At 74.5% G+C, this 18,006-nt stretch carries 16 protein-coding genes; 9 read left to right on the top strand and 7 right to left on the bottom strand.

Going from position 1 to position 18,006, the window contains the following annotated elements:
* Positions 1-53 precede the first annotated feature (53 nt).
* The 3 genes from ACIRBY_RS22315 (at position 54) to ACIRBY_RS22305 (ending at position 4,757) form a co-directional block, all read left to right on the top strand.
* The gene (locus ACIRBY_RS22315) at positions 54-1,211 is read left to right on the top strand and encodes a flavin-containing monooxygenase (RefSeq protein ID WP_403902771.1); all 1,158 of its coding nucleotides are present in this window, start codon (positions 54-56) and stop codon (positions 1,209-1,211) included.
* A gap of 206 nt (positions 1,212-1,417) precedes the next feature.
* Complete coding sequence (locus tag ACIRBY_RS22310) at positions 1,418-3,652, top strand: acetate--CoA ligase family protein (RefSeq protein WP_403902768.1); 2,235 nt, start codon at positions 1,418-1,420, stop codon at positions 3,650-3,652.
* A 274-nt stretch (positions 3,653-3,926) separates the two neighbouring features.
* Positions 3,927-4,757, top strand: a complete 831-nt coding sequence (locus ACIRBY_RS22305) for an enoyl-CoA hydratase/isomerase family protein (RefSeq protein WP_403902765.1) — start codon at positions 3,927-3,929, stop codon at positions 4,755-4,757.
* Positions 4,758-4,786: 29 nt separating this feature from the next.
* Here the strand turns inward: ACIRBY_RS22305 and ACIRBY_RS22300 are convergent, their stop codons facing one another.
* The gene (locus tag ACIRBY_RS22300; RefSeq protein ID WP_403902762.1) at positions 4,787-5,581 is read right to left on the bottom strand and encodes a VOC family protein; all 795 of its coding nucleotides are present in this window, start codon (positions 5,579-5,581) and stop codon (positions 4,787-4,789) included.
* A 211-nt stretch (positions 5,582-5,792) separates the two neighbouring features.
* Between ACIRBY_RS22300 and ACIRBY_RS22295 the strand changes: the two genes are divergently transcribed.
* Positions 5,793-6,410, top strand: a complete 618-nt coding sequence (locus tag ACIRBY_RS22295) for a flavin reductase family protein (RefSeq protein ID WP_403902916.1) — start codon at positions 5,793-5,795, stop codon at positions 6,408-6,410.
* An 84-nt stretch (positions 6,411-6,494) separates the two neighbouring features.
* On the opposite strand, the gene ACIRBY_RS22290 is transcribed toward ACIRBY_RS22295, so the two are convergent.
* Genes ACIRBY_RS22290 through ACIRBY_RS22280 form a run of 3 tightly spaced genes read right to left on the bottom strand, consistent with a single transcriptional unit; the run spans position 6,495 to position 9,717 of the window.
* Positions 6,495-7,571: a Zn-dependent alcohol dehydrogenase gene (locus ACIRBY_RS22290; RefSeq protein WP_403902759.1), complete on the bottom strand. Its 1,077-nt coding sequence runs from the start codon at positions 7,569-7,571 to the stop codon at positions 6,495-6,497.
* Positions 7,568-8,767 carry an acyl-CoA dehydrogenase family protein gene (locus ACIRBY_RS22285; RefSeq protein ID WP_403902757.1) on the bottom strand — a complete coding sequence of 400 codons (1,200 nt, stop codon included), beginning with the start codon at positions 8,765-8,767 and terminating at the stop codon, positions 7,568-7,570. The genes ACIRBY_RS22290 and ACIRBY_RS22285 overlap by 4 nt, the downstream gene beginning before the upstream one ends.
* A gap of 38 nt (positions 8,768-8,805) precedes the next feature.
* Entirely contained in the window at positions 8,806-9,717 is a 912-nt protein-coding gene (locus tag ACIRBY_RS22280; RefSeq protein ID WP_403902754.1) for an SDR family oxidoreductase, read from the bottom strand.
* Between the two features lie 100 nt (positions 9,718-9,817).
* On the opposite strand from ACIRBY_RS22280, the gene ACIRBY_RS22275 reads away from it, so the two are divergent.
* The 3 genes from ACIRBY_RS22275 (at position 9,818) to ACIRBY_RS22265 (ending at position 12,277) form a co-directional block, all read left to right on the top strand.
* Positions 9,818-10,744 (top strand): cyclase family protein, encoded by a 927-nt coding sequence (locus ACIRBY_RS22275; protein ID WP_403902752.1) that lies wholly within the window; start codon positions 9,818-9,820, stop codon positions 10,742-10,744.
* Positions 10,745-10,984: 240 nt separating this feature from the next.
* Positions 10,985-11,638 (top strand): dihydrofolate reductase family protein, encoded by a 654-nt coding sequence (locus ACIRBY_RS22270; protein WP_403902750.1) that lies wholly within the window; start codon positions 10,985-10,987, stop codon positions 11,636-11,638.
* 249 nt (positions 11,639-11,887) lie between these two features.
* Complete coding sequence (locus ACIRBY_RS22265) at positions 11,888-12,277, top strand: hypothetical protein (protein ID WP_403902748.1); 390 nt, start codon at positions 11,888-11,890, stop codon at positions 12,275-12,277.
* A 136-nt stretch (positions 12,278-12,413) separates the two neighbouring features.
* Here the strand turns inward: ACIRBY_RS22265 and ACIRBY_RS22260 are convergent, their stop codons facing one another.
* Complete coding sequence (locus ACIRBY_RS22260; RefSeq protein WP_403902745.1) at positions 12,414-13,844, bottom strand: FAD-dependent monooxygenase; 1,431 nt, start codon at positions 13,842-13,844, stop codon at positions 12,414-12,416.
* A 79-nt stretch (positions 13,845-13,923) separates the two neighbouring features.
* Here ACIRBY_RS22260 and ACIRBY_RS22255 point away from each other — a divergent pair, with 79 nt between their 5' ends.
* Both ACIRBY_RS22255 and ACIRBY_RS22250 read left to right on the top strand, forming a co-directional pair.
* Positions 13,924-14,577: a TetR/AcrR family transcriptional regulator C-terminal domain-containing protein gene (locus ACIRBY_RS22255; protein ID WP_403902913.1), complete on the top strand. Its 654-nt coding sequence runs from the start codon at positions 13,924-13,926 to the stop codon at positions 14,575-14,577.
* 32 nt (positions 14,578-14,609) lie between these two features.
* A complete protein-coding gene (locus ACIRBY_RS22250; protein WP_403902742.1) occupies positions 14,610-16,052 on the top strand; it encodes a pentapeptide repeat-containing protein in 1,443 nt (480 codons plus the stop codon).
* Between the two features lie 237 nt (positions 16,053-16,289).
* Here ACIRBY_RS22250 and ACIRBY_RS22245 read toward each other — a convergent pair whose 3' ends face one another.
* Positions 16,290-16,751 carry an ATP-binding protein gene (locus ACIRBY_RS22245; protein ID WP_403902740.1) on the bottom strand — a complete coding sequence of 154 codons (462 nt, stop codon included), beginning with the start codon at positions 16,749-16,751 and terminating at the stop codon, positions 16,290-16,292.
* A 330-nt stretch (positions 16,752-17,081) separates the two neighbouring features.
* Positions 17,082-18,002, bottom strand: a complete 921-nt coding sequence (locus ACIRBY_RS22240; RefSeq protein WP_403902738.1) for an acyl-CoA dehydrogenase family protein — start codon at positions 18,000-18,002, stop codon at positions 17,082-17,084.
* Positions 18,003-18,006: the final 4 nt, after the last annotated feature.

Raw genomic sequence — 18,006 nt, 5'->3', positions numbered from 1 at the left:
TTCCCTCCTCGTCCGAGACCCAACAACGCTGTGTGTCGATACGCTCACTCCCCATGTCCGCGCCCGCACCCGATCTGACCAGCACCCAGCCGCGCCCCGTGTACGTGATCGGCGCGGGCCCCGGCGGCCTCGCCGTCGCCGCCGCGCTGCGCGCCCGCGGGGTGCGCGCCGTGGTCGTCGAGAAGTCGGACGCGGTCGGCGCCTCCTGGCGGAGCCACTACGAGCGGCTGCGGCTGCACACCACCCGGCGCCTGTCGGCCCTGCCCGGGCTGGCGATCCCGCGCCGCTTCGGGCGCTGGGTCGCGCGGGCCGACGTGGTCAGGTACCTGGAGAAGTACGCCGAGCACCACGGGCTGGAGCTGGTCACCGGCGTCGAGGTGACCCGGATCGAGCGCGCCGCCGACGGGGACGGCTGGACCCTGCACGCCTCCGGCGGGCGGCTGCTGGCGGCCCGGGCCGTGGTGGTGGCCACCGGCTTCAACCACACCCCGCACCTGCCGGACTGGCCGGGCGCGGACACGTACACCGGCCGGCTGCTGCACGCCTCCGCCTACCGCGAGCCCTCGCCGTACGCGGGGCGGGACGTGCTGGTCGTCGGCGTCGGCAACACCGGGGCCGAGATAGCCGTGGACCTCGCCGAGGGCGGCGCGGCCCGGGTGCGGCTCGCGGTGCGCACCGCCCCGCACCTGGTGCGCCGCTCGACGCTGGGCTGGCCGGCGCAGCGCACGGGGATCCTCGTCCGCAGGCTGCCGGTGCGGCTCGTGGACCGGCTCGGGGCGCTGGTGGCGAAGGCCTCGATCCCGGACCTGTCCGCACACGGGCTCCCCCGGCCCGCGCCGGGCCTGTACAGCAGGGCGCGGCAGGGGGCCATCCCGGTGCAGGACGTCGGCCTGATCGACGCGGTGCGCGAGGGGCGGGTCGAACCCGTGGCCGCCGTGGCCGCCTTCGACGGCGACCGGGTGGTCCTGGCCGACGGCACGGAGCTCACCCCGGACACGGTGATCGCCGCGACGGGCTACCGCCGGGGCCTCGAAGCCCTGGTCGGGCACCTGGACGTACTGGACGGCCGCGGCCGCCCCCGCGCGCACGGCTCCCGCACCGCCCCGCACGCCCCGGGCCTGCACTTCACCGGCTACACGAACCCGATCAGCGGCATGTTCCGCGAACTGGCCCGGGACGCACGGCGCGTGGCGAAGACCCTGTCCCGCTGATCCCCGCCCGCACGGCGGCCGGGGGCTCGGCCTCGGCCGGATCCGGTCTGGACGGCGCCCGAACACCTCTGCCACGGTTCAGGCACACCACCTCCACCACCTTTCCTGCGCATCCCTGTTCCTGACGGCGCGTCAGTTCAGTAATCTGACAACACGTCAGCTACCGACGACTCCATCGAGGTTCATCGAGCAGGGCGGGCGAAGCGATGCTTGGATCTACTCACGGCACCCTCACCACCGACTTCCGCGCACGGGTCGAGGCCTGCGGGGAGACCCCCAGGACGGCCGTCCACTCCACCGCGGCACCGGCCGCCGGGAGCGCGGCCGAACGGGACGTCAGCGGCCGGCCCCTGCACTCCGACGTACCCGACCTGGACCGGTTCTTCCGGCCGGAGTCCGTGGCCGTCATCGGCGCCTCCGACACCGAGGGCCGGCCCAACACCGGCATCACCCGGCAGCTGATCGCCTGGGCCGAACGCGTCGGCGCCCGCGTGCACCCCGTGCACCCCACCCGGACCTCCGTCTTCGGACTGCCGTGCCACGCCTCCGTGGCCGAGCTGCCCGACCGGGTCGACCTCGCCGTCCTGCTCGTCGCCGACCCCGTCCCGGTCATCGAGGAACTCGCCGACACGAAGATCAGGTTCGCGGTCGCCTTCGCCTCCGGCTTCGCCGAGACCGGCGAGAGCGGCGCCGCCGCCCAGGCCCGGCTGACCGCCGCCGTCCGGCGCTCGGGGCTGCGCCTGCTCGGCCCGAACACCAACCTCAACGCCTTCCAGGAGTTCCGCGAGGACCTCGACGGCCCGGCCATCGCCCTGATCACCCAGTCCGGCCACCAGGGACGGCCCGTCTACACCCTCCAGGAGCTGGGCATCCGCCTCTCCCACTGGGCCCCCACCGGCAACGAGGCCGACCTGGAGACCGCCGACTTCATCTCCTACTTCGCCGAGCGGCCCGAGGTCGGCGCCATCGCCTGCTACGTCGAGGGCCTCAAGGACGGCCGGTCCTTCCTCCTCGCCGCCGACCGGGCCGCCCGCAACGGGGTCCCCGTCGTCGCCGTCAAGGTCGGCCGCACCGAGACCGGCGCCCGCATGGCCGCCTCCCACACCGGCAAGCTGACCGGCGCCGACACCGTCGTGGACGCCGCGATGCGCCAGTTCGGCGTCATCCGCGTCGACGGCCTCGACGAACTCCAGGACACCGCCGCCCTCCTCGCCCGGGCCAGGCCCCCGCAGGCCGAGGGGGTCGTCGTCTACTCCATATCCGGCGGCACCGGCGCCCACTTCTCCGACCTGGCGACCGAGGCCGGCCTCACCCTCCCCACCCTCTCGGAGGCCAAACAGGCCGAGCTCCACCAGTGGATACCCCCCTACCTCAACGTCGCCAACCCCGTCGACAACGGCGGCCACCCGGTGGGCGACTGGCGCGGCCGCAAGATCATCGACGCGATCCTCGCCGACCCCTCCGTCGGCGTCCTGATCTGCCCGATCACCGGCCCCTTCCCCCCGATGAGCGACCGGCTCGCCCAGGACCTGGTCGACGCCGCCGAGGCCACCGACAAACTGGTCTGCGTCATCTGGGGCTCACCCGTCGGCACCGAGGAGGCGTACCGCTCCACCCTCCTCGGCTCCTCCCGCGTGGCCACGTTCCGCACCTTCGGCAACTGCATCACCGCCGTCCGCGCCTACCTCGGCCACCACCGCTTCACCGCCTCCTACCGCTCCCCCTTCGACGAGGCCCCCCGCACCCCCTCCCCCTCGTACCGCAAGGCGGCCGCCCTGATGCGCCCCGGCCAGCAGCTCAGCGAGCACGCGGCGAAGCAGCTGCTGCGGGCCTACGGGATCCGGGTGCCCCGCGAACAGCTGGTCACCAGCGCGGCGGCGGCCGTCCGCGCCGCCGGCCTGGTCGGCTACCCCGTCGTCATGAAGGCCTCGGGGCCGCAGCTCGCCCACAAGACGGAACTCGGCCTGGTCAAGGTGGGCCTCACCTCGGCGAGCCAGATCCGCGACGCCTACCGCGAGCTGACGGACATCGCCCGCTACGAGAACATCCCGCTGGACGGGATCCTGGTCTGCCAGATGGTCGAACGCGGCGTCGAGATGGTCGTCGGCGTCACCCGGGACCCCCTCTTCGGCCCGACCGTCACCGTGGGCCTGGGCGGCGTCCTGGTGGAGGTCCTCCACGACGCGGCGGTCCGCGTACCGCCCTTCGGGGAGGACCAGGCCCGCACGATGCTCCGCGAACTCCGCGGCGCCGCCCTGCTGGACGGCGTACGGGGGGCTCCGCCGGCGGACGTGGACGCGCTGGTGGAGGTGGTGCTGCGGGTCCAGCGGATGGCGCTGGAACTGGGTGACGAGCTGTCCGAGCTGGACATCAACCCGCTGATGGTGCTCCCCCGCGGCCAGGGGGCGGTGGCGCTGGACGCGCTGGCCGTCTGCCACTGACCGGGTGCCGCCGCGCGGGGCGGTGTCCCCTACCCGCCCTTCCCCCGTTCCCCGGGCTCTGCCCGGACCCGTACGGGCGCTGCGCGCCCGTCGCCTCGAACGCCGGCGGGGCTGTTCACCGCCCCGCCGGCGTTCGAGGCGCGGGGTCCGGGGCGGAGCCCCAGTGAGCGGGAGCGGGGCGGGTGGGGGAACTCCGCCCCGCGCAGCGGCACGCCACCCGCAGAGGACGACCCCACCGGACCTCCACTCGACCCCCTCTCCGAACGGAGCCCCCATGCCCCCCGAAACGCCCTCGGACGAGATCCGGCACCGCCTGGAGAACAACGTCTCCTGGATCACCCTCAACCGCCCCGCCGCCATGAACGCCCTCACCTGGGACCAGCGCGAGCGCGTCATCGCGCTGCTCGCCGACGCCTCCGCCGACCCCTCCGTCCGCGCCGTCGTCCTCACCGCGACCGGCAAGGGCTTCTGCGCCGGCGCCGACCTCCGAAGCAACGGCAGCGGCAGCGGCAGCGGCAGCGGCAGCGGCACAGCCGACCGCGTCGCCGGCGACGTGGCCCGCATGATCCGCCTCGGGGCGCAACGCCTCGTCACCGCGGTGCTCGACTGCGAGAAGCCCGTCATCGCCGCCGTCAACGGCACCGCCGCCGGCATCGGCGCCCACCTCGCCCTCGCCTGCGACCTCGTCATCGCCGCCGAAGGGGCCCGCTTCATCGAGGTGTTCGTCCGCCGCGGCCTCGTCCCCGACGGCGCCGGCGCGTACCTGCTGCCCCGCCTCATCGGCCCGCGGAAGGCCAAGGAGCTGATGTTCTTCGGCGACGCCGTGCCCGCCGGGGAGGCCGCCCGCCTCGGCCTCGTCAACAAGGTCGTGCCGGCCGACGTACTGGAGGCGGCCGCCCGGGAGTGGGCCGAGCGCCTCGCCCAGGGCCCCACCCGTGCGCTCGCGCTCACGAAGCAGCTGGTCAACGCCTCCCTGGACAGCGACCGCGCCGCCGCGCTGGCCGCCGAGGCCACCGCCCAGGAGCTCAACATGACCACCGCCGACGCGAACGAGGGCGTGGCCGCCTTCGTGGAGCGCCGCACCCCCAAGTACCTCGGACGGTGAGGGGCGGGGCCCGCCGCCCCGCCGCCCGGCTACATCCGCGGGTCCGGCCTCAGCACCGCGAACACCGCGCCCGCCGGGTCCGCCGCCCAGGCGATCCGCCCGACGTCCGGCACGTTCGCCGCCGGCATCAGCACCACGCCCCCGGCGCCCTCCACCGCCGCCACGGTCGCGTCCGCGTCCGCCACGTGGAAGTACGGCACCCAGCGCGGCAGGACGTTCGACGCCCCGCCCGCCCCCTCCCCCTGCGGCGCGACCCCGCCGAAGGAGGTGCCCTGCTGGTCGCCGTCGGCCGTGCTCAGCACCCGGTACGTCATCCCCGGCGTCTCCATCTCCGCCGACCGCCACCCGAACACCCGGCCGTAGAAGACGAGCGCCGCCGCCGGGTCCGGCACGTGCAGCTCCACCCACACCAGGCTGTTCTCGGCGGAGGCCACCTCCAGCCCGCCCGTCTTCCCGGGCTGCCAGCAGGCGAACCGCGCGCCCTGCGGGTCGGTGAACTGGGCCAGCCAGCCCTCGCCCATCACGTCCATCGGCGCCACCCGGATCTTCCCGCCCGCGCGCAGCACCGTGTCGGCGGTGGCCCGGACGTCGCCGCTCTGGAAGTACACGGTCCACGCCGGGTCCGCCCCCTCCTCCGTCAGGGGGCCGAGCGCGGCCACGGTCCTGCCGTTCTGCTGGAAGAACCCGTACCCGCCCGCCTCGGGACCGGCGGAGGCGAAGTCCCAGCCGAAGACCGCCCGGTAGAAGGCGGCGGCCGCGCCGGTGTCGGGGCTGCCGAGGTCGAGCCAGTTGGGCGATCCGGTACGGAAGTCGGTGCCGAGCATCAGGTCCTCCACAGGTAGGCGCCACGCAGTCGCTCGCCACCCTGCCCACCCCCCACCCGCCGAAGGGCGTACGGGCCGCCGCGGCCGGTCGGATTCACCCGTTCGGCGTCACCGCGCCCTCGGCCGCGCCCCGCCCCCACCCCGGGCTTCCCCGCCCCTTCTCATCTGACGATCCGTCAGGTTCAATCGGAGGGTGATGGGACACGCAGGGATGGCGGCCACCGTCGTCCGATACCTCAGGTCAGTCGGCTCCCCCACCTCCGCGGCCGGGGAGCCCGGTTCCGCGCACGCCGACGCCCTCCCGCGCCCCGACCTGCGGGCCGTCGGCGATGACGAGCGCGCGCCCGTCAGCCCCGCCGAGTTCCGGGCCGTCCTCGGCAACTTCGCCAGCGGGGTCACGGTCATCACCGCCCCGCCCGCCGACGGCGAGGAGGGTCCGGCGGGCTTCGCCTGCCAGTCCTTCGCCTCGCTCTCCCTCGACCCGCCCCTGGTCACCTTCATGGTGGCCCGTACGTCGACCACCTGGCCGCGCATCGCCCGCGCCGGGGTGTTCTGCGTCAACATCCTGGGCGCGGACCAGGGGGAGCTCTGCCGCGCCTTCGCCGTCAGCGGCGCCGACAAGTTCGCCGGCGTCTCCCACCGGCCGGCCCCGGCCACCGGGTCCCCGCAGCTCGACGACGTCCCCGCCTGGATCGACTGCCGGATCCACGCCGTCCACACCGGCGGGGACCACCTGATCGTCGTCGGCCGGGTCGAGGCCATGGGCGCGGAGGGCGAGGGCGATCCCCTCCTCTTCCACCAGGGCCGCTTCGGCCGCCTGGCCGACTGATCCAGGCCCCCGGCCCTCGCCCCGTCCCCAACGGCCCGGCGCGCAGGACGCGCGCCGGGCCGCCGGGCACCCGCCGGGCCCCGTTCAGAACGTGAGCACGCCCCGCGCCACCCGCCCGTGCTGCGCGTCGTCCACGGCCTTCGCGAAGTCCTCCACCGGGTAGACCTCCGTCACCAGCTCGTCCAGCAGCAGCCTCCCCTGCCGGTACAGCTCGGCGTACAGCGCGATGTCGCGCTGGGGGCGCGAGGACCCGTACCGGCACCCCATGATCGTCTTGTCCAGGTACATCGAGGAGACCAGGAACGACGCCTCCTCCTTGAACCCGGGCACGCCCAACAGCACCGCCTGCCCGTGCCGGTCCAGCAGGTCCACGGCCTGCCGGATCAGCTTCACGCTGCCCACGCACTCGAAGGCGTGGTCCGCACCGGTGGGCAGGACCTCCCGGACGGCCGCCGAGGTGTCGGCGGGGGACCCGGCCGCCGAGGCGTCCACGAAGTGCGTCGCGCCGAACCGCCGCGCCACCGCCTCCTTCGCCGGGTTCGCGTCCACGGCCACGATCACCGACGCGCCCGCGATCCGGGCCCCCTGGATGACGTTCAGGCCGATCCCGCCCGTCCCGATGACCACGACGGTCTCCCCGAGCCCCACCTTCGCCCGGTTCAGCACGGCCCCCACTCCGGTGAGCACCCCGCAGCCGATCAGCGCGGCCGAGGTCATCGGGATGTCCTCGGGGATCTTCACCGCCTGCACGGACTTGACCAGGGTCCGCTCCGCGAACGCCGAGTTCGACGCGAACTGGAACAGCGGCTGCCCGCCCCGCGAGAACGGCCGGTCCGGCATCCCGATCGCCCGGCGGCACATCGTCGGCCGGCCGCGGTCGCAGTCCGCGCAGGCCCCGCAGTTGGCGAGGGTCGACAGGGAGACGTGGTCGCCGGGCGCCACGTGCGTCACCCCCGGCCCCACCGCCTCGACCACCCCGGCCCCCTCGTGCCCGAGCACCACCGGCGGCGGGAAGGGGATCGTCCCGTCGATCACCGAAAGGTCGCTGTGGCACAGCCCGGCCGCGGTGATCGCGACCAGCACCTCCCCCGGCCCCGGGTCCCTTATCTCCAGGTCCCCGACCACCTGGGCCTGCTTGCCGTCGAACACGACGCCTCTCACCTGGGCTCCTTAGGCAGGCCGAGCACCCGCTCGGCGATGATGTTCCGCTGGATCTCGTCCGAGCCGCCGTAGATCGTGTCGGCCCGGGTGAACAGGAACAGGCGCTGCTCCTCGTCGAGTCCGAGCTCGTACGGGACCCCGCGCACCCAGGCCCCCGGCCCGGCGGTGGCCCGCGCGCCCCCGACCGCCACCGCCAGCTCGCCGAGCCGCCGGTGCCAGCCGCCCCACAGCAGCTTCGCGACGCTCGGCGCGCCGGCGTCCCCCACCCGTCCCAGGGTCCGCAGGGCGTTCCAGCGCATGGTGCGCAGCTCGGCCCACTGGCGTACGAGCCGCTCCCTCAGCACCGGATCGGGCGCACCCGAAGCCGCGTACGCCGTGACCACCCGCTCCAGTTCCGCCGCGAACCCGATCTGCTGGACCAGGGTGGAGACCCCGCGTTCCAGGGCGAGCAGTCCCATGGCCACGGTCCAGCCGTTGCCCTCGCCGCCGACGACCTCCTCCGCGACGGCCCCGTCGAAGAAGACCTCGTTGAACTCGGCCGTCCCCGACATCTGCCGGATGGGCCGGACCTCCACCCGCCCCGGCTGGTCCATCCGGACGAGGAGGAAGGACAGGCCGCGGTGGCGGCGCGAGCCGGGCTCGGTGCGGGCGAGGACGAAGCACCAGTCGGCCTCGCGGGCGAGGGAGGTCCAGATCTTCTGGCCGGTGACGCGCAGCAGCCCGTCCGCCGGGTCCCGGACGGCCGCGGTGCGCAGCCCGGCGAGGTCGGACCCGGCGTCGGGTTCGCTGTAGCCCTGGCACCACAGCTCCTCGCCGCGGGCGATGCCGGGCAGGAAGCGGGCCCGCTGCTCGGGGGTGCCGTGGGCGAGGAGGGTGGGGGCGAGGAGGTTCTCGCCGATGTGGCCGACCCGGCCGGGGGCGCGCTGCGCGGCGTACTCCTCCGCCCAGACCACCTGCCCGGTGAGGGAGAGCCGCTGCTGTCCGTAGGCGCCGGCCGGGGCGTCCCAGCCGGTGCCGATCCAGCCGCCGCGGCCGAGCTCCCGCTCCCATGCGCGGCGGGCGCCGACGCCCTCGTGCTCGCTGCCGGGCCCGCCGAGGCCGATGGCCTCCTCGTACGGGCCGACGAGGTGTCCGGCGAGCCAGGCGCGGGCGCGGGCGCGCAGTTCCCCGGCCTCCGGCCCGAAGCTGAAGTCCACGCTGCTTCCCCTTCTGCCTTCCCCCTCTCCACCGACCCTCAGGCGTTCGGGCGGTCCTTGGCGGCGGCCGCCTTGGCCATGGCCTCCAGCTGGGCGAGCATCGGCATCGGGTCGGTGCCGACGGTGCCGGGGAGGAAGTCGGCGATCTTCTCGGGGGTCCAGGCCCCTTCGGCGTACCCGGCGCGCAGTTCGCGGGGCTGGGCCCAGACGGCGATCTTCGGTCCGGCGACCGTGTAGACCTGCCCGGTGATCCCCTCGGCCTTGGCGCGGTCGCTGAGCAGGTACGTCACGAGCGCGGCGACGTCCTCGGGCTCGCCGATCTCCTTGAGCTCCATGGGCACGTTGGCGGACATCCGGGTCCGGGCGACGGGGGCGACGGCGTTGGCGGTGACCCCGTACTTGCTGAGCCCGAGGGCGGCGCTGCGGACGAGGGAGATGATCCCGCCCTTGGCGGCGCTGTAGTTGGCCTGGGCGACGGAGCCCTGGTGGTTGCCGCTGGTGAAGCCGATGAGCGTGCCGGAGCCCTGCCGGCGCATGACGGCGGAGGCGGCCCGGAAGACGGTGAAGGTACCTTTCAGATGCGTGGCGACGACGGGGTCCCACTCCTCCTCGGACATGTTGAAGAGCATCCGCTCGCGCAGGATGCCCGCGACGCACACCACCCCGTCGATGCGCCCGTACTCGGCGAGGGCGGTGTCGACGATGCGCTGGCCGCCGGCCATGGTGGAGATGTCGTCGGCGACGGCGACGGCCTGCCCGCCGGCCGCGAGGACCTCCTTGACGACGTCCTCCGCCACCTCGCTGGTGGGCGCGTTCCCCTCGATCCCGACGCCGTAGTCGTTGACGACGACCCTGGCGCCCTCGGCGGCGGCGGCGAGCGCCACGGCCCGGCCGATGCCCCGGCCCGCGCCGGTGACGGCGACGACCTTGCCTGCCAAGAAGTTCCCCACGTCCGGCCCCTTCCCGCTTTTTCTGACGGTCCGTTAGATTCTATGACCAGTCAGATCCCTTCCCACAAGCCCCTGTTCGTCCAAGGAGTGGATGGCGGCCATGACCTTGCCCCCCGAGTTCCACGAGATCGCCAAGCGCGTCAACAACTGGGGACGCTGGGGAGCCGACGACGAGATCGGCACCCTGAACCTGATCACCGAGGAGGTCGTCCGGGCGGCGGCCGCCGAGGTCCGCACGGGGCGCCGCGTCCCGCTGGCCCTCCCGCTGGAGGAGGACGGGGTGCAGGCCGGCCTGATCCCGGGGCGGATCAACCCGCTCCACACCATGGTCCAGATCAACCAGGAGCTCTTCGGCCCGGGCACCGTGGCCTGCAGCGACGACGCCGTGACGATGGGCCTCCAGGCGGCCACCCACTGGGACGCCCTGACCCACGTCTCCCACTCGGGCAGGATCTACAACGGCCGCCCCGCCTCCACGATCACCGCGCACGCCCGGGCCCAGTTCAGCGGCATCGACAAGGCCACGCCGATCGTCTCGCGCGGGGTCCTGCTGGACGTCGCCCGCGCCAAGGGCCTGGACCGGCTCCCGGGGGGCCACGCCGTCACCCCCGGGGACCTGGCCGAGGCGGAGGAGTTCGGCGGGGTCACCGTCCGCGCGGGGGACGTCGTCCTCGTCCGCACCGGCCAGATGCAGGTCTACCTGGCGGGCGACAAGCACGGCTACGGCTTCCCGTCACCGGGCCTCTCGGTCCGCACCCCGCAGTGGTTCCACGCCCGCGACGTGGCGGCCGTCGCGAACGACACCCTCACTTTCGAGATCTTCCCGCCGGAAATCGAGAACCTCTGGCTCCCGGTACACGCCCTCGACCTCGTCGAGATGGGCATGCACCAGGGCCAGAACTGGAACCTGGAGGCCCTGTCCACGGCCTGTGCGGAAGCGTCCCGCTACACCTTCCTCCTGTCCGCCATGCCGGAACCCTTCACGGGCGGCACGGGGACGCCGGTCGCGCCGGTGGCGGTCCTGTAGCCGGTCAGCCTCCTCCGCACTGCCAGGACGGCCTGTCGTCGTCGGCCCGGGCGACGGGCTCGCCGCGCATCCATGTGCCCCGGGCACGACCACGGAACACATGCCTCCGTCAGGGCGGCCGCGGCCGGGACCCGTTACTCCGAAGGCGGCATGTCCGCGCGTCGATCCGGGCCCGCACCGATGAGTTCCGTCCTCCCCGGCAGTCTCACCTCCATCGGCCGACGAAGACGGGAGCACCCCATGCCCACCCAGCAACTCCTCCGGGCCCACAACATCAACGTCACCCGGGACGGCTACGGCGCCGGCGAGAACCAATGCCTGGAACGCCCCTTCGGCGACGGGATCGACCCCGCGACCCTGTTCGCCTGGGCCGGCGCCACGGCGAGCTGGCCCAACCGCACCGAGCCGGGCGGCAGCCGCGGCCTGGACGACTACTTCACCCGCGACTGGGGGCGCAACATCGGGGCCGAGATCATGGGCGCCCACAAGTTCAGCCCCCACCGGGGCCCCTGGCAGGACCTCGACTGGCAGGGCTGGTGGGGCGACGAACCGCCGTTCCGCACGCCGGTGTTCGTGATGACCCACCACCTGCGCCCCTCCTTCACCCTCTCCGACACCAGCTTCCACTTCACCGACGCCGACCCGGCCACGGTCCTGGCCCGGGCCTTCGAGGCGGCCGCGGGCAAGGACGTCCGCCTCGGCGGCGGCCCGTCCACGATCCGCGAGTTCCTCGACGCTGACCTGGTCGACACCCTCCACGTCGCGGTCTCCCCGGTGGACCTCGGCGCGGGCTCCCGCCTGTGGAAGTCCCCGGACGAACTCCTCGACCGCTTCCACATGGACGTGGCCCCGAGCCCGAGCGGCGTCACCCACCACATCTTCTGGCGCCGCTGACCGCTCCGGAAGCCGCGGTTCGCCGGTCGCGGGGTAGGCGCAGCCAGTGATCACGTCCGACCCGGTGGGCGAATGGTTCCGGAAGCCTTCCCCCGTGTCCGGTCCCGTCGATTCCGCCGCCGTGGCGGAGGCCTTCCGCCTGCTGTCGGACGTCAGGAACGCCGCCTCCGCCCGCAGCCGGAGGGGGCCGCGGAGAACGCGCCGCGTCTCGCCGCCGCGCTGAAGCGGATCTCCGAACTGACGGGTTCGGTGGTCGACCCGGGAGACGCCGCCAAGCCCGCCCGACCGACCGCGGACGGCTTCGCCGACCTGCGGGTGGAGGGGGCGGAGCACGACGACTCGTGGGGCACGTTCGAGATCCCCGCACGCTGGAAGCGGCTCATGAAACCGGTCCCTGACGAGCCGGCGGGCGAGGACTACGAAAGCAGCACGGAACACCCGGTCCGGTACGCGCGCGTACTGCGCGGCGAGCAGGTCCTGGGCTTACTCTGCGCCTCGGCGGGCGACCCGGACGCCGGCTACGAGCCGCGCAACGCGGCGGGCGACGGGCCCTGCGGGGCGCACAGCGGGACGAACTGTTCGGCCGCGACCCGCGCCGGGAGCCGACGGACCCGATCCCGTCGGGCGGGACGGAGCTGAGGGAGGCGGGCCTGAGCCAACTCGACGAGCTCAAGGCGGCCGGACTCGTCGGCGCGATCGCGGCCCCCTCCCCCACCCCCGGAAACCGACCGCGACCACCGGCCCCGCACCGCCGCACCAAGACCCTGCTGGCCCCTCAGCCGACACCGACCCCGGCACCGGCCGCGTACGGGGCGAGGCCCTCCGCCGTCGGGCCGGCCCAGCCCACGTAGCCGTCGGGGCGGACGAGGAACACCCCGTCGCCGTAGGCCCCGTACGACGGGATCCGTACCGTCCGTACGCCCGGCAGCTGCGCCGCGGGGGCTTCTCCCACCACCAGCAGGGTCCAGTGCGGCCCCCGGAAGGCGTCGAAGAGCCGCGCTTCCCCCCACGCCCCGTCCGGGGCCCGGTCGCCGGCGCGCAGGGCCTCGGCGGGCAGGGCCGTGCGGGTCTCCACCGCCAGGGAGGAGCCGCGGTAGCCGAGGCCCAGCTGCCGCGTGGCCGCGCCGCGGCGGGCCTCGCCGCGGTGGATCCGGGTGGACAGGCCGAGCACCTCGGCGGCGACGGGACGCCGCTCCTCCTCGTACGTGCCGAGCAGCGCCTCCGGCGCGGCGCCGCTCAGCACCGCGGCCAGCTTCCAGCCCAGGTTGTACGCGTCCTGCACGCCGGTGTTGAGCCCCTGCCCGCCGGCGGGCGAGTGGACGTGCGCGGCGTCCCCGGCGATGAGGACCCGCCCCGCCCGGAACCGGTCGGCCAGCGCCGCCCGCGGCCGGAAGTCGGAGGCCCAGCGGACCTCCGTCAGATCACCCGGGTCCAGGTGCGACCGGGTGGCGATCAGGGACCGCAGCCCCTCCAGGGAGAGGTCGATCGCCGGGCCGCCCTGCGTCGTCTGGGCGCTGAGCTGGAAGTCCTCGGTCCCGGCGAGCGGGCAGAGGGCGAGGAAGCCCTCGCCGCCCGCGGGCGGGAAGACGTGCCAGTGGTCGCGGTCGAGGCCGGTGATGCGCACGTCGGCCACCAGGACCGGGTCCGGGTCGACGGTCTCGCCGGTCATCCCGATCCCGAGCAGCCGCCGCACCGTGGACCGCCCGCCGTCGGCGGCGACCGCGTACCGGGCCCGGACGGGGGCGCCGTCGGCGAACCCGGCCGTCACCCCCTCCCCGTCCTGCGTGATCCCGACCAGCTCCCGCCCGAAGGCGACCCGCCCGCCCAGCTCGGTGAGGCGGGCGAAGAGGACCTCCTGGGTCCGCCACTGCGGCACCATCCAGGGCTCGTGGAACGGCGAGCCCTCCTGCGGCCGCGTCTCGTCCCACATCGCCTGCTCGCCGAGCCGCTTCCCGTCCTGCCAGATCATCCGGGCCGGGTACGGGCCGCCCGCGGCCCGTACGGCCCCGGCGACGCCCAGATCGTCGAAGACCTCCATCGTCCGCGGCTGGATCCCCTTGCCGCGCGACCCGGGGAACAGCCCGTCGGCCCGCTCCACGACCAGGGCCCGTACGCCCCGCCGCGCGAGGTCGACCCCGAGCGCCAGCCCGGCGGCCCCGGCCCCGACGACCAGTACGTCGACGTCCACGTCCACGTTCGCTCCCATGACGGCCACTCTCCTTAACGGTGTTAAGTTCCGACTGCCGAACCATGCACTTAACGCTGTTAAACTGTCAAGCGTGGCTATGCGCAGATCTCCGAAACTGGACAAGGAGCAGGCGGTCGACACCTCCCTGCGCCTCCTGAACGAGGTCGGCCTCGACGGCCTGAGCCTGCGCGCGATCGCCAAGGAGCTGGACGTCCAGGCGCCCGCCCTCTACTGGCACTTCAAGAACAAGCAGGAACTGCTCGACGAGATGGCCACGGAGATGTACCGGCGGATGACGGCGGACTCCCCGCTCGCCCCCGGCCTCTCCTGGCAGGACCGCCTCCTGACCGCCAACCGCGGCCTGCGCGCCGCCCTGCTCCGCTACCGCGACGGCGCGAAGGTCTTCAGCGGCTCCCGCTTCACCGGCACCGAGCACGCGGCCGGGATGGAGGCGAACCTCCGCGCCCTCACCGAAGCCGGCTTCACGCTCCCGCAGGCCGTCCGCGCCACGACCACGGCGTACTTCTTCACCCTCGGCTTCGTCACGGAGGAACAGGGCGTCGAACCCCTCCCCGGCGAGCGCCGCGAAGGCTTCGACGTCGCCGAGCGGGCCGAACGCCTCGCCGACTACCCCCTCGCCGCCGGCGCCGGAGCCGACCTCTTCCAGGACTACGACGCGGGCTTCGAGGAGGGCCTCGCCCTGGTCGTCGCGGGCATCGAAAACCGGTACGGGCCGGCGCCCCGAGGCTGACACCCTGGACGGATGACGACGGAGCGGCGGCGATGAACGGGACGGCGTACGGGTTCCTCACGGCCGCGGCACCCGACGCGGACACCCTCACCCGGGCCCTCGCCCAGGGGTTCGGGGTGCCCGCGGCGCGGGTGGACGTGGCCCCGGACGGGACGGTCGACGGCCGGAACTGGGACACCGCCCTGGTCACCTGCGAGTACGAGATCCTCCGCGCCGGCGACCTGCGCGGGATGCTGAACGTCTACGCCACCCCGGCCGTCACCGCACCCCCCGCCCCCGAGGAGCTCGCCGCCGCCCTGGCACGGGAATCGGGGACGCCGGTGCTGGTCGAGTGGGGCAGGGAGCCGTGGATCCGCAAGGTGCTCCTTCCACAGGGCCGGGCCACCTACGCGGCCATCGAGGACCTCGACGTCGCGAAGGACCAGCCCTGGTTCCGCGTGTACGCCGTCCAGGCCGGGCTTCCCGCCTTCCCCGAGGCCGAGGTGGAAGGACTGCCCGCCGTCGTCCACGGCCTGCCGCCCCGCACCCCCCTCGCGGACGCCCTCGGCGCGCACCGCGCACTCCTGCACCCCTGGGAGGCGCTGGTCTCCCGCATGGCCGCCGGCTGGCCCCCCACACGCTGGTACGGCGCCGACATGTACCTCGAGGACCTGGAGGCCCGCGACCGCCTGGAAGCCGCCCTGCCCGCCCTCCCCGGACCCGTGCGCAGCGCCCTCGCCACCCTCGACGCCCGCTTCCGCGAGCTGACGGTCGACGACGCCGGCGAGGAACTCGGCGCCGACCCGTCGGCCACCTCCTGGTACCGCCACCGCCGCCCGGCCGTCCTGCCCTGGCGCGTACTGCTGCCCGTCGACCCGGAGGCGGCGCACTGGCTGTGGAAGTGGGTCGAGGAGGGCGCCGAGGGCAGGCCCGGCGGAGTCGACCTCTCCTCCCTCGACCTCAGCGGCGCCGACGTGGCCGGGGCGGACTTCTCCGGCTCCCTCTTCTGCGGCACCCGCCTGACCGGCGCCCGCCTCACCGGCACCGACTTCCACCGCAGCCACCTCCAGGGCGCCGACCTCACCGGCGCCGACGCCACGGGCGCCTGCTTCGTACGGGCCGACCTGGACGGGGCCGTCCTGCGCGGCACGGCCCTGGACGGCGCCGACTTCACCCGGGCGGACCTCTACGGCGCCGACGCACGCGGAGCCACCCTGCGCGGCGCCGGCCTCCTGGGCGCGACCCTCCTGCACGCCGACTTCCGCGGCGCGGACCTCACCGGCGCACGACTCGGCGAGAACACCTTCGAAGTGGCCCTGGACGACACCACGCTCGTCGCGGGCCTGACCGGCACCCTCACCGGCCCCGCCACCCTGACCACGCCCTCCGGCCCCCACCCCCTGTCCGGCGCCGCCCTGGAATCCTGGCTCCGCTCCCGCGGCGCCACCGTGCGCGTCATCGCACCGCGCCGGATCCGGTCGTCCCCCGCTTCCTGAGGACGCGCCCCCGCGCATGGCGCCGCGGGCGGGTTCCAGGGCCGGCAGGTCGGCCGTGGTGGTGATGTGGCGGACCGACCTGCGGGTGGCGGCATGCGGTCGTGCACGCCCCGAGCGCGGCACGGCAGCCGCCACCCCACGACCCGCACTCGTCAAGGCACAGGACCCTTGGCGTCCCCTCGCGACGAATCGCTCACCACCAGGGTGATCAACCCGTGACGAACCGTCAACACCTCGTTAGAGGTACACGCGTGGTTCCCGCTTCAGCACCACTTTTTTCGGAGAACCCGCCGGGGCCGCCGGATCCTGCTCCGCCGCGCGGTCGATCTCGCACCAGATGCGCTTGCCCGCTCCCTCGCGCTGCCAGCCCCACCGGTCCGCGAGGCCGTCCACCAGCTCCAGGCCGCGCCCGCCCGTGTCGTCGCCCCCGGCCTGCCGGCGGGCCGGGGCGCGGTCGCTCGCGTCGGCGACCTCCACCCGTACGCCCGGCCCCCCGAGGAGCATCCGCAGCACGGCCGGACAGCCCGTGTGCACGACCGCGTTCGTGACCAGCTCGGAGATCAGCAGGATCAGCGTCTCCGCGAGCGGTTCGTCGTCCCCTATCCCCGACCCCGCCAGCCGGGAACGCGCCCACCGGCGCGCCCGGCCGACCTCGGCGGGGTCCGGTCCTACCTCCAGCTGTACCTGAAGCACCTGCACCGCTCACACCATCCGAACCGGCGGACACTTCGCCTCGCGACAGGGCGGGATCACCGACCGTGATCCCCTTGTCGAGCAGCATGGTTGACATACAGTCACCACAACAAGCGCTTCGGGCATATTCCATCGCGAAGGAGTAGGCGTGGTGCATACTGTGCGACGCCCATGCCGCTCGTGCCGCTCAACCACTCGCATCGTGGGAGCGTACCGTGGCACGCCCCCGCCTCCGGGCCGTATCGGGGAGGGCGCAGGACACAAACCGATATCAACTCTCTGTAATCGGACATGAGTCCCGCGTCGTTCGTCCCGTGCCCCTTCCGTAACAGCCTGCTATGCCCTCGGCCCCCGGGGATCCTCCTCCGCCTCCTCCCCCAGGCGGGACGCCAGGAGCTCCTCGGCCTCCGCCGCCGTGCGCCACTGCTCCGCCCGCACCCAGGCCCGCTTCAGGTGCAGGTGCACGTCCGCCTCCCAGGTGAAGCCCATCCCGCCGTGGACCTGGAGGCAGTCCCGCGCGCCGCGCACCGCCGCCTCGTCGGCGAGGAGCTTCGCCGCCGCGATCTCGGCCGCGTCACCCGTCACCGCCGCCGCGTACACCGCCGTACGGGCCACCTCGGCGCGCACCAGCATCCCCGCGCACAGGTGCTTGACCGCCTGGAAGCCCCCGATCGGCCGCCCGAACTGCTCGCGCTCCCCGGCGTACCGCACCGCGAGCTCCACCGTCCGCAGCGCGCTGCCCAGTTGGAGCGCCGCCGTCAGCAGCGCCCCCTCCTCCCGGAACCCGGCGGGCGGCACCCCGGCGGACCGCCACAGCGGGGTCAGCGGGTCCACCGAGCGGACCGCCTCGCCGGCGGGCGGCGGCCCCTCCAGCCCGAGCACCGCGTCCGCCTCCCCCAGGTGCGCCACCAGCGGCCCGCCCAGGTCGAACGCCGTCACCACCGCCGAGCCCGAAGCCGCCCCCGGGACCGCGCCGGCCGCCAGGTGCGTCGCCACCAGCGGCCCGGGCAGCAGGGCCCGCCCGGCCTCCTCGAAGACGAGCACCGCCTCCGGCAGGCCCAGCCCGACCCCTCCCTCGGACTCGGGGAGCCGCAGCGCGAAGAACCCCGCCCCGCCCAGCTCCCGCCACAGCCCCCGGTCCACGGACGTGCCGCCGGACACCGACTCCCGCAGCGCCTCCCGGCCGTACCGCCCCGCGAGCAGGTCGCGGACGCCCGCCCGCAGGGCCCGCTGGTCCTCCGTCAGCCGGAAGTCCACGACC

The sequence above is a fragment of the Streptomyces sp. NPDC096136 genome (assembly GCF_044763325.1).
Lineage (GTDB): Bacteria > Actinomycetota > Actinomycetes > Streptomycetales > Streptomycetaceae > Streptomyces.
The sequence above is the reverse complement of the archived record's forward strand: the minus strand, read 5'-3'. Positions and strand labels throughout refer to the sequence as shown.

Excerpts from the sequence above, each read along its gene's own strand:
- ACIRBY_RS22315 (WP_403902771.1), top strand. The coding sequence starts at position 54 with ATGTCCGCGCCCGCACCCGATCTGACCAGCACCCAGCCGCGCCCCGTG.
- ACIRBY_RS22310 (WP_403902768.1), top strand. The coding sequence starts at position 1,418 with ATGCTTGGATCTACTCACGGCACCCTCACCACCGACTTCCGCGCACGG.
- ACIRBY_RS22305 (WP_403902765.1), top strand. The coding sequence starts at position 3,927 with ATGCCCCCCGAAACGCCCTCGGACGAGATCCGGCACCGCCTGGAGAAC.
- ACIRBY_RS22300 (WP_403902762.1), bottom strand. The coding sequence starts at position 5,581 with ATGCTCGGCACCGACTTCCGTACCGGATCGCCCAACTGGCTCGACCTC.
- ACIRBY_RS22295 (WP_403902916.1), top strand. The coding sequence starts at position 5,793 with ATGGCGGCCACCGTCGTCCGATACCTCAGGTCAGTCGGCTCCCCCACC.
- ACIRBY_RS22275 (WP_403902752.1), top strand. The coding sequence starts at position 9,818 with ATGACCTTGCCCCCCGAGTTCCACGAGATCGCCAAGCGCGTCAACAAC.
- ACIRBY_RS22270 (WP_403902750.1), top strand. The coding sequence starts at position 10,985 with ATGCCCACCCAGCAACTCCTCCGGGCCCACAACATCAACGTCACCCGG.
- ACIRBY_RS22260 (WP_403902745.1), bottom strand. The coding sequence starts at position 13,844 with ATGGGAGCGAACGTGGACGTGGACGTCGACGTACTGGTCGTCGGGGCC.
- ACIRBY_RS22255 (WP_403902913.1), top strand. The coding sequence starts at position 13,924 with ATGCGCAGATCTCCGAAACTGGACAAGGAGCAGGCGGTCGACACCTCC.
- ACIRBY_RS22250 (WP_403902742.1), top strand. The coding sequence starts at position 14,610 with ATGAACGGGACGGCGTACGGGTTCCTCACGGCCGCGGCACCCGACGCG.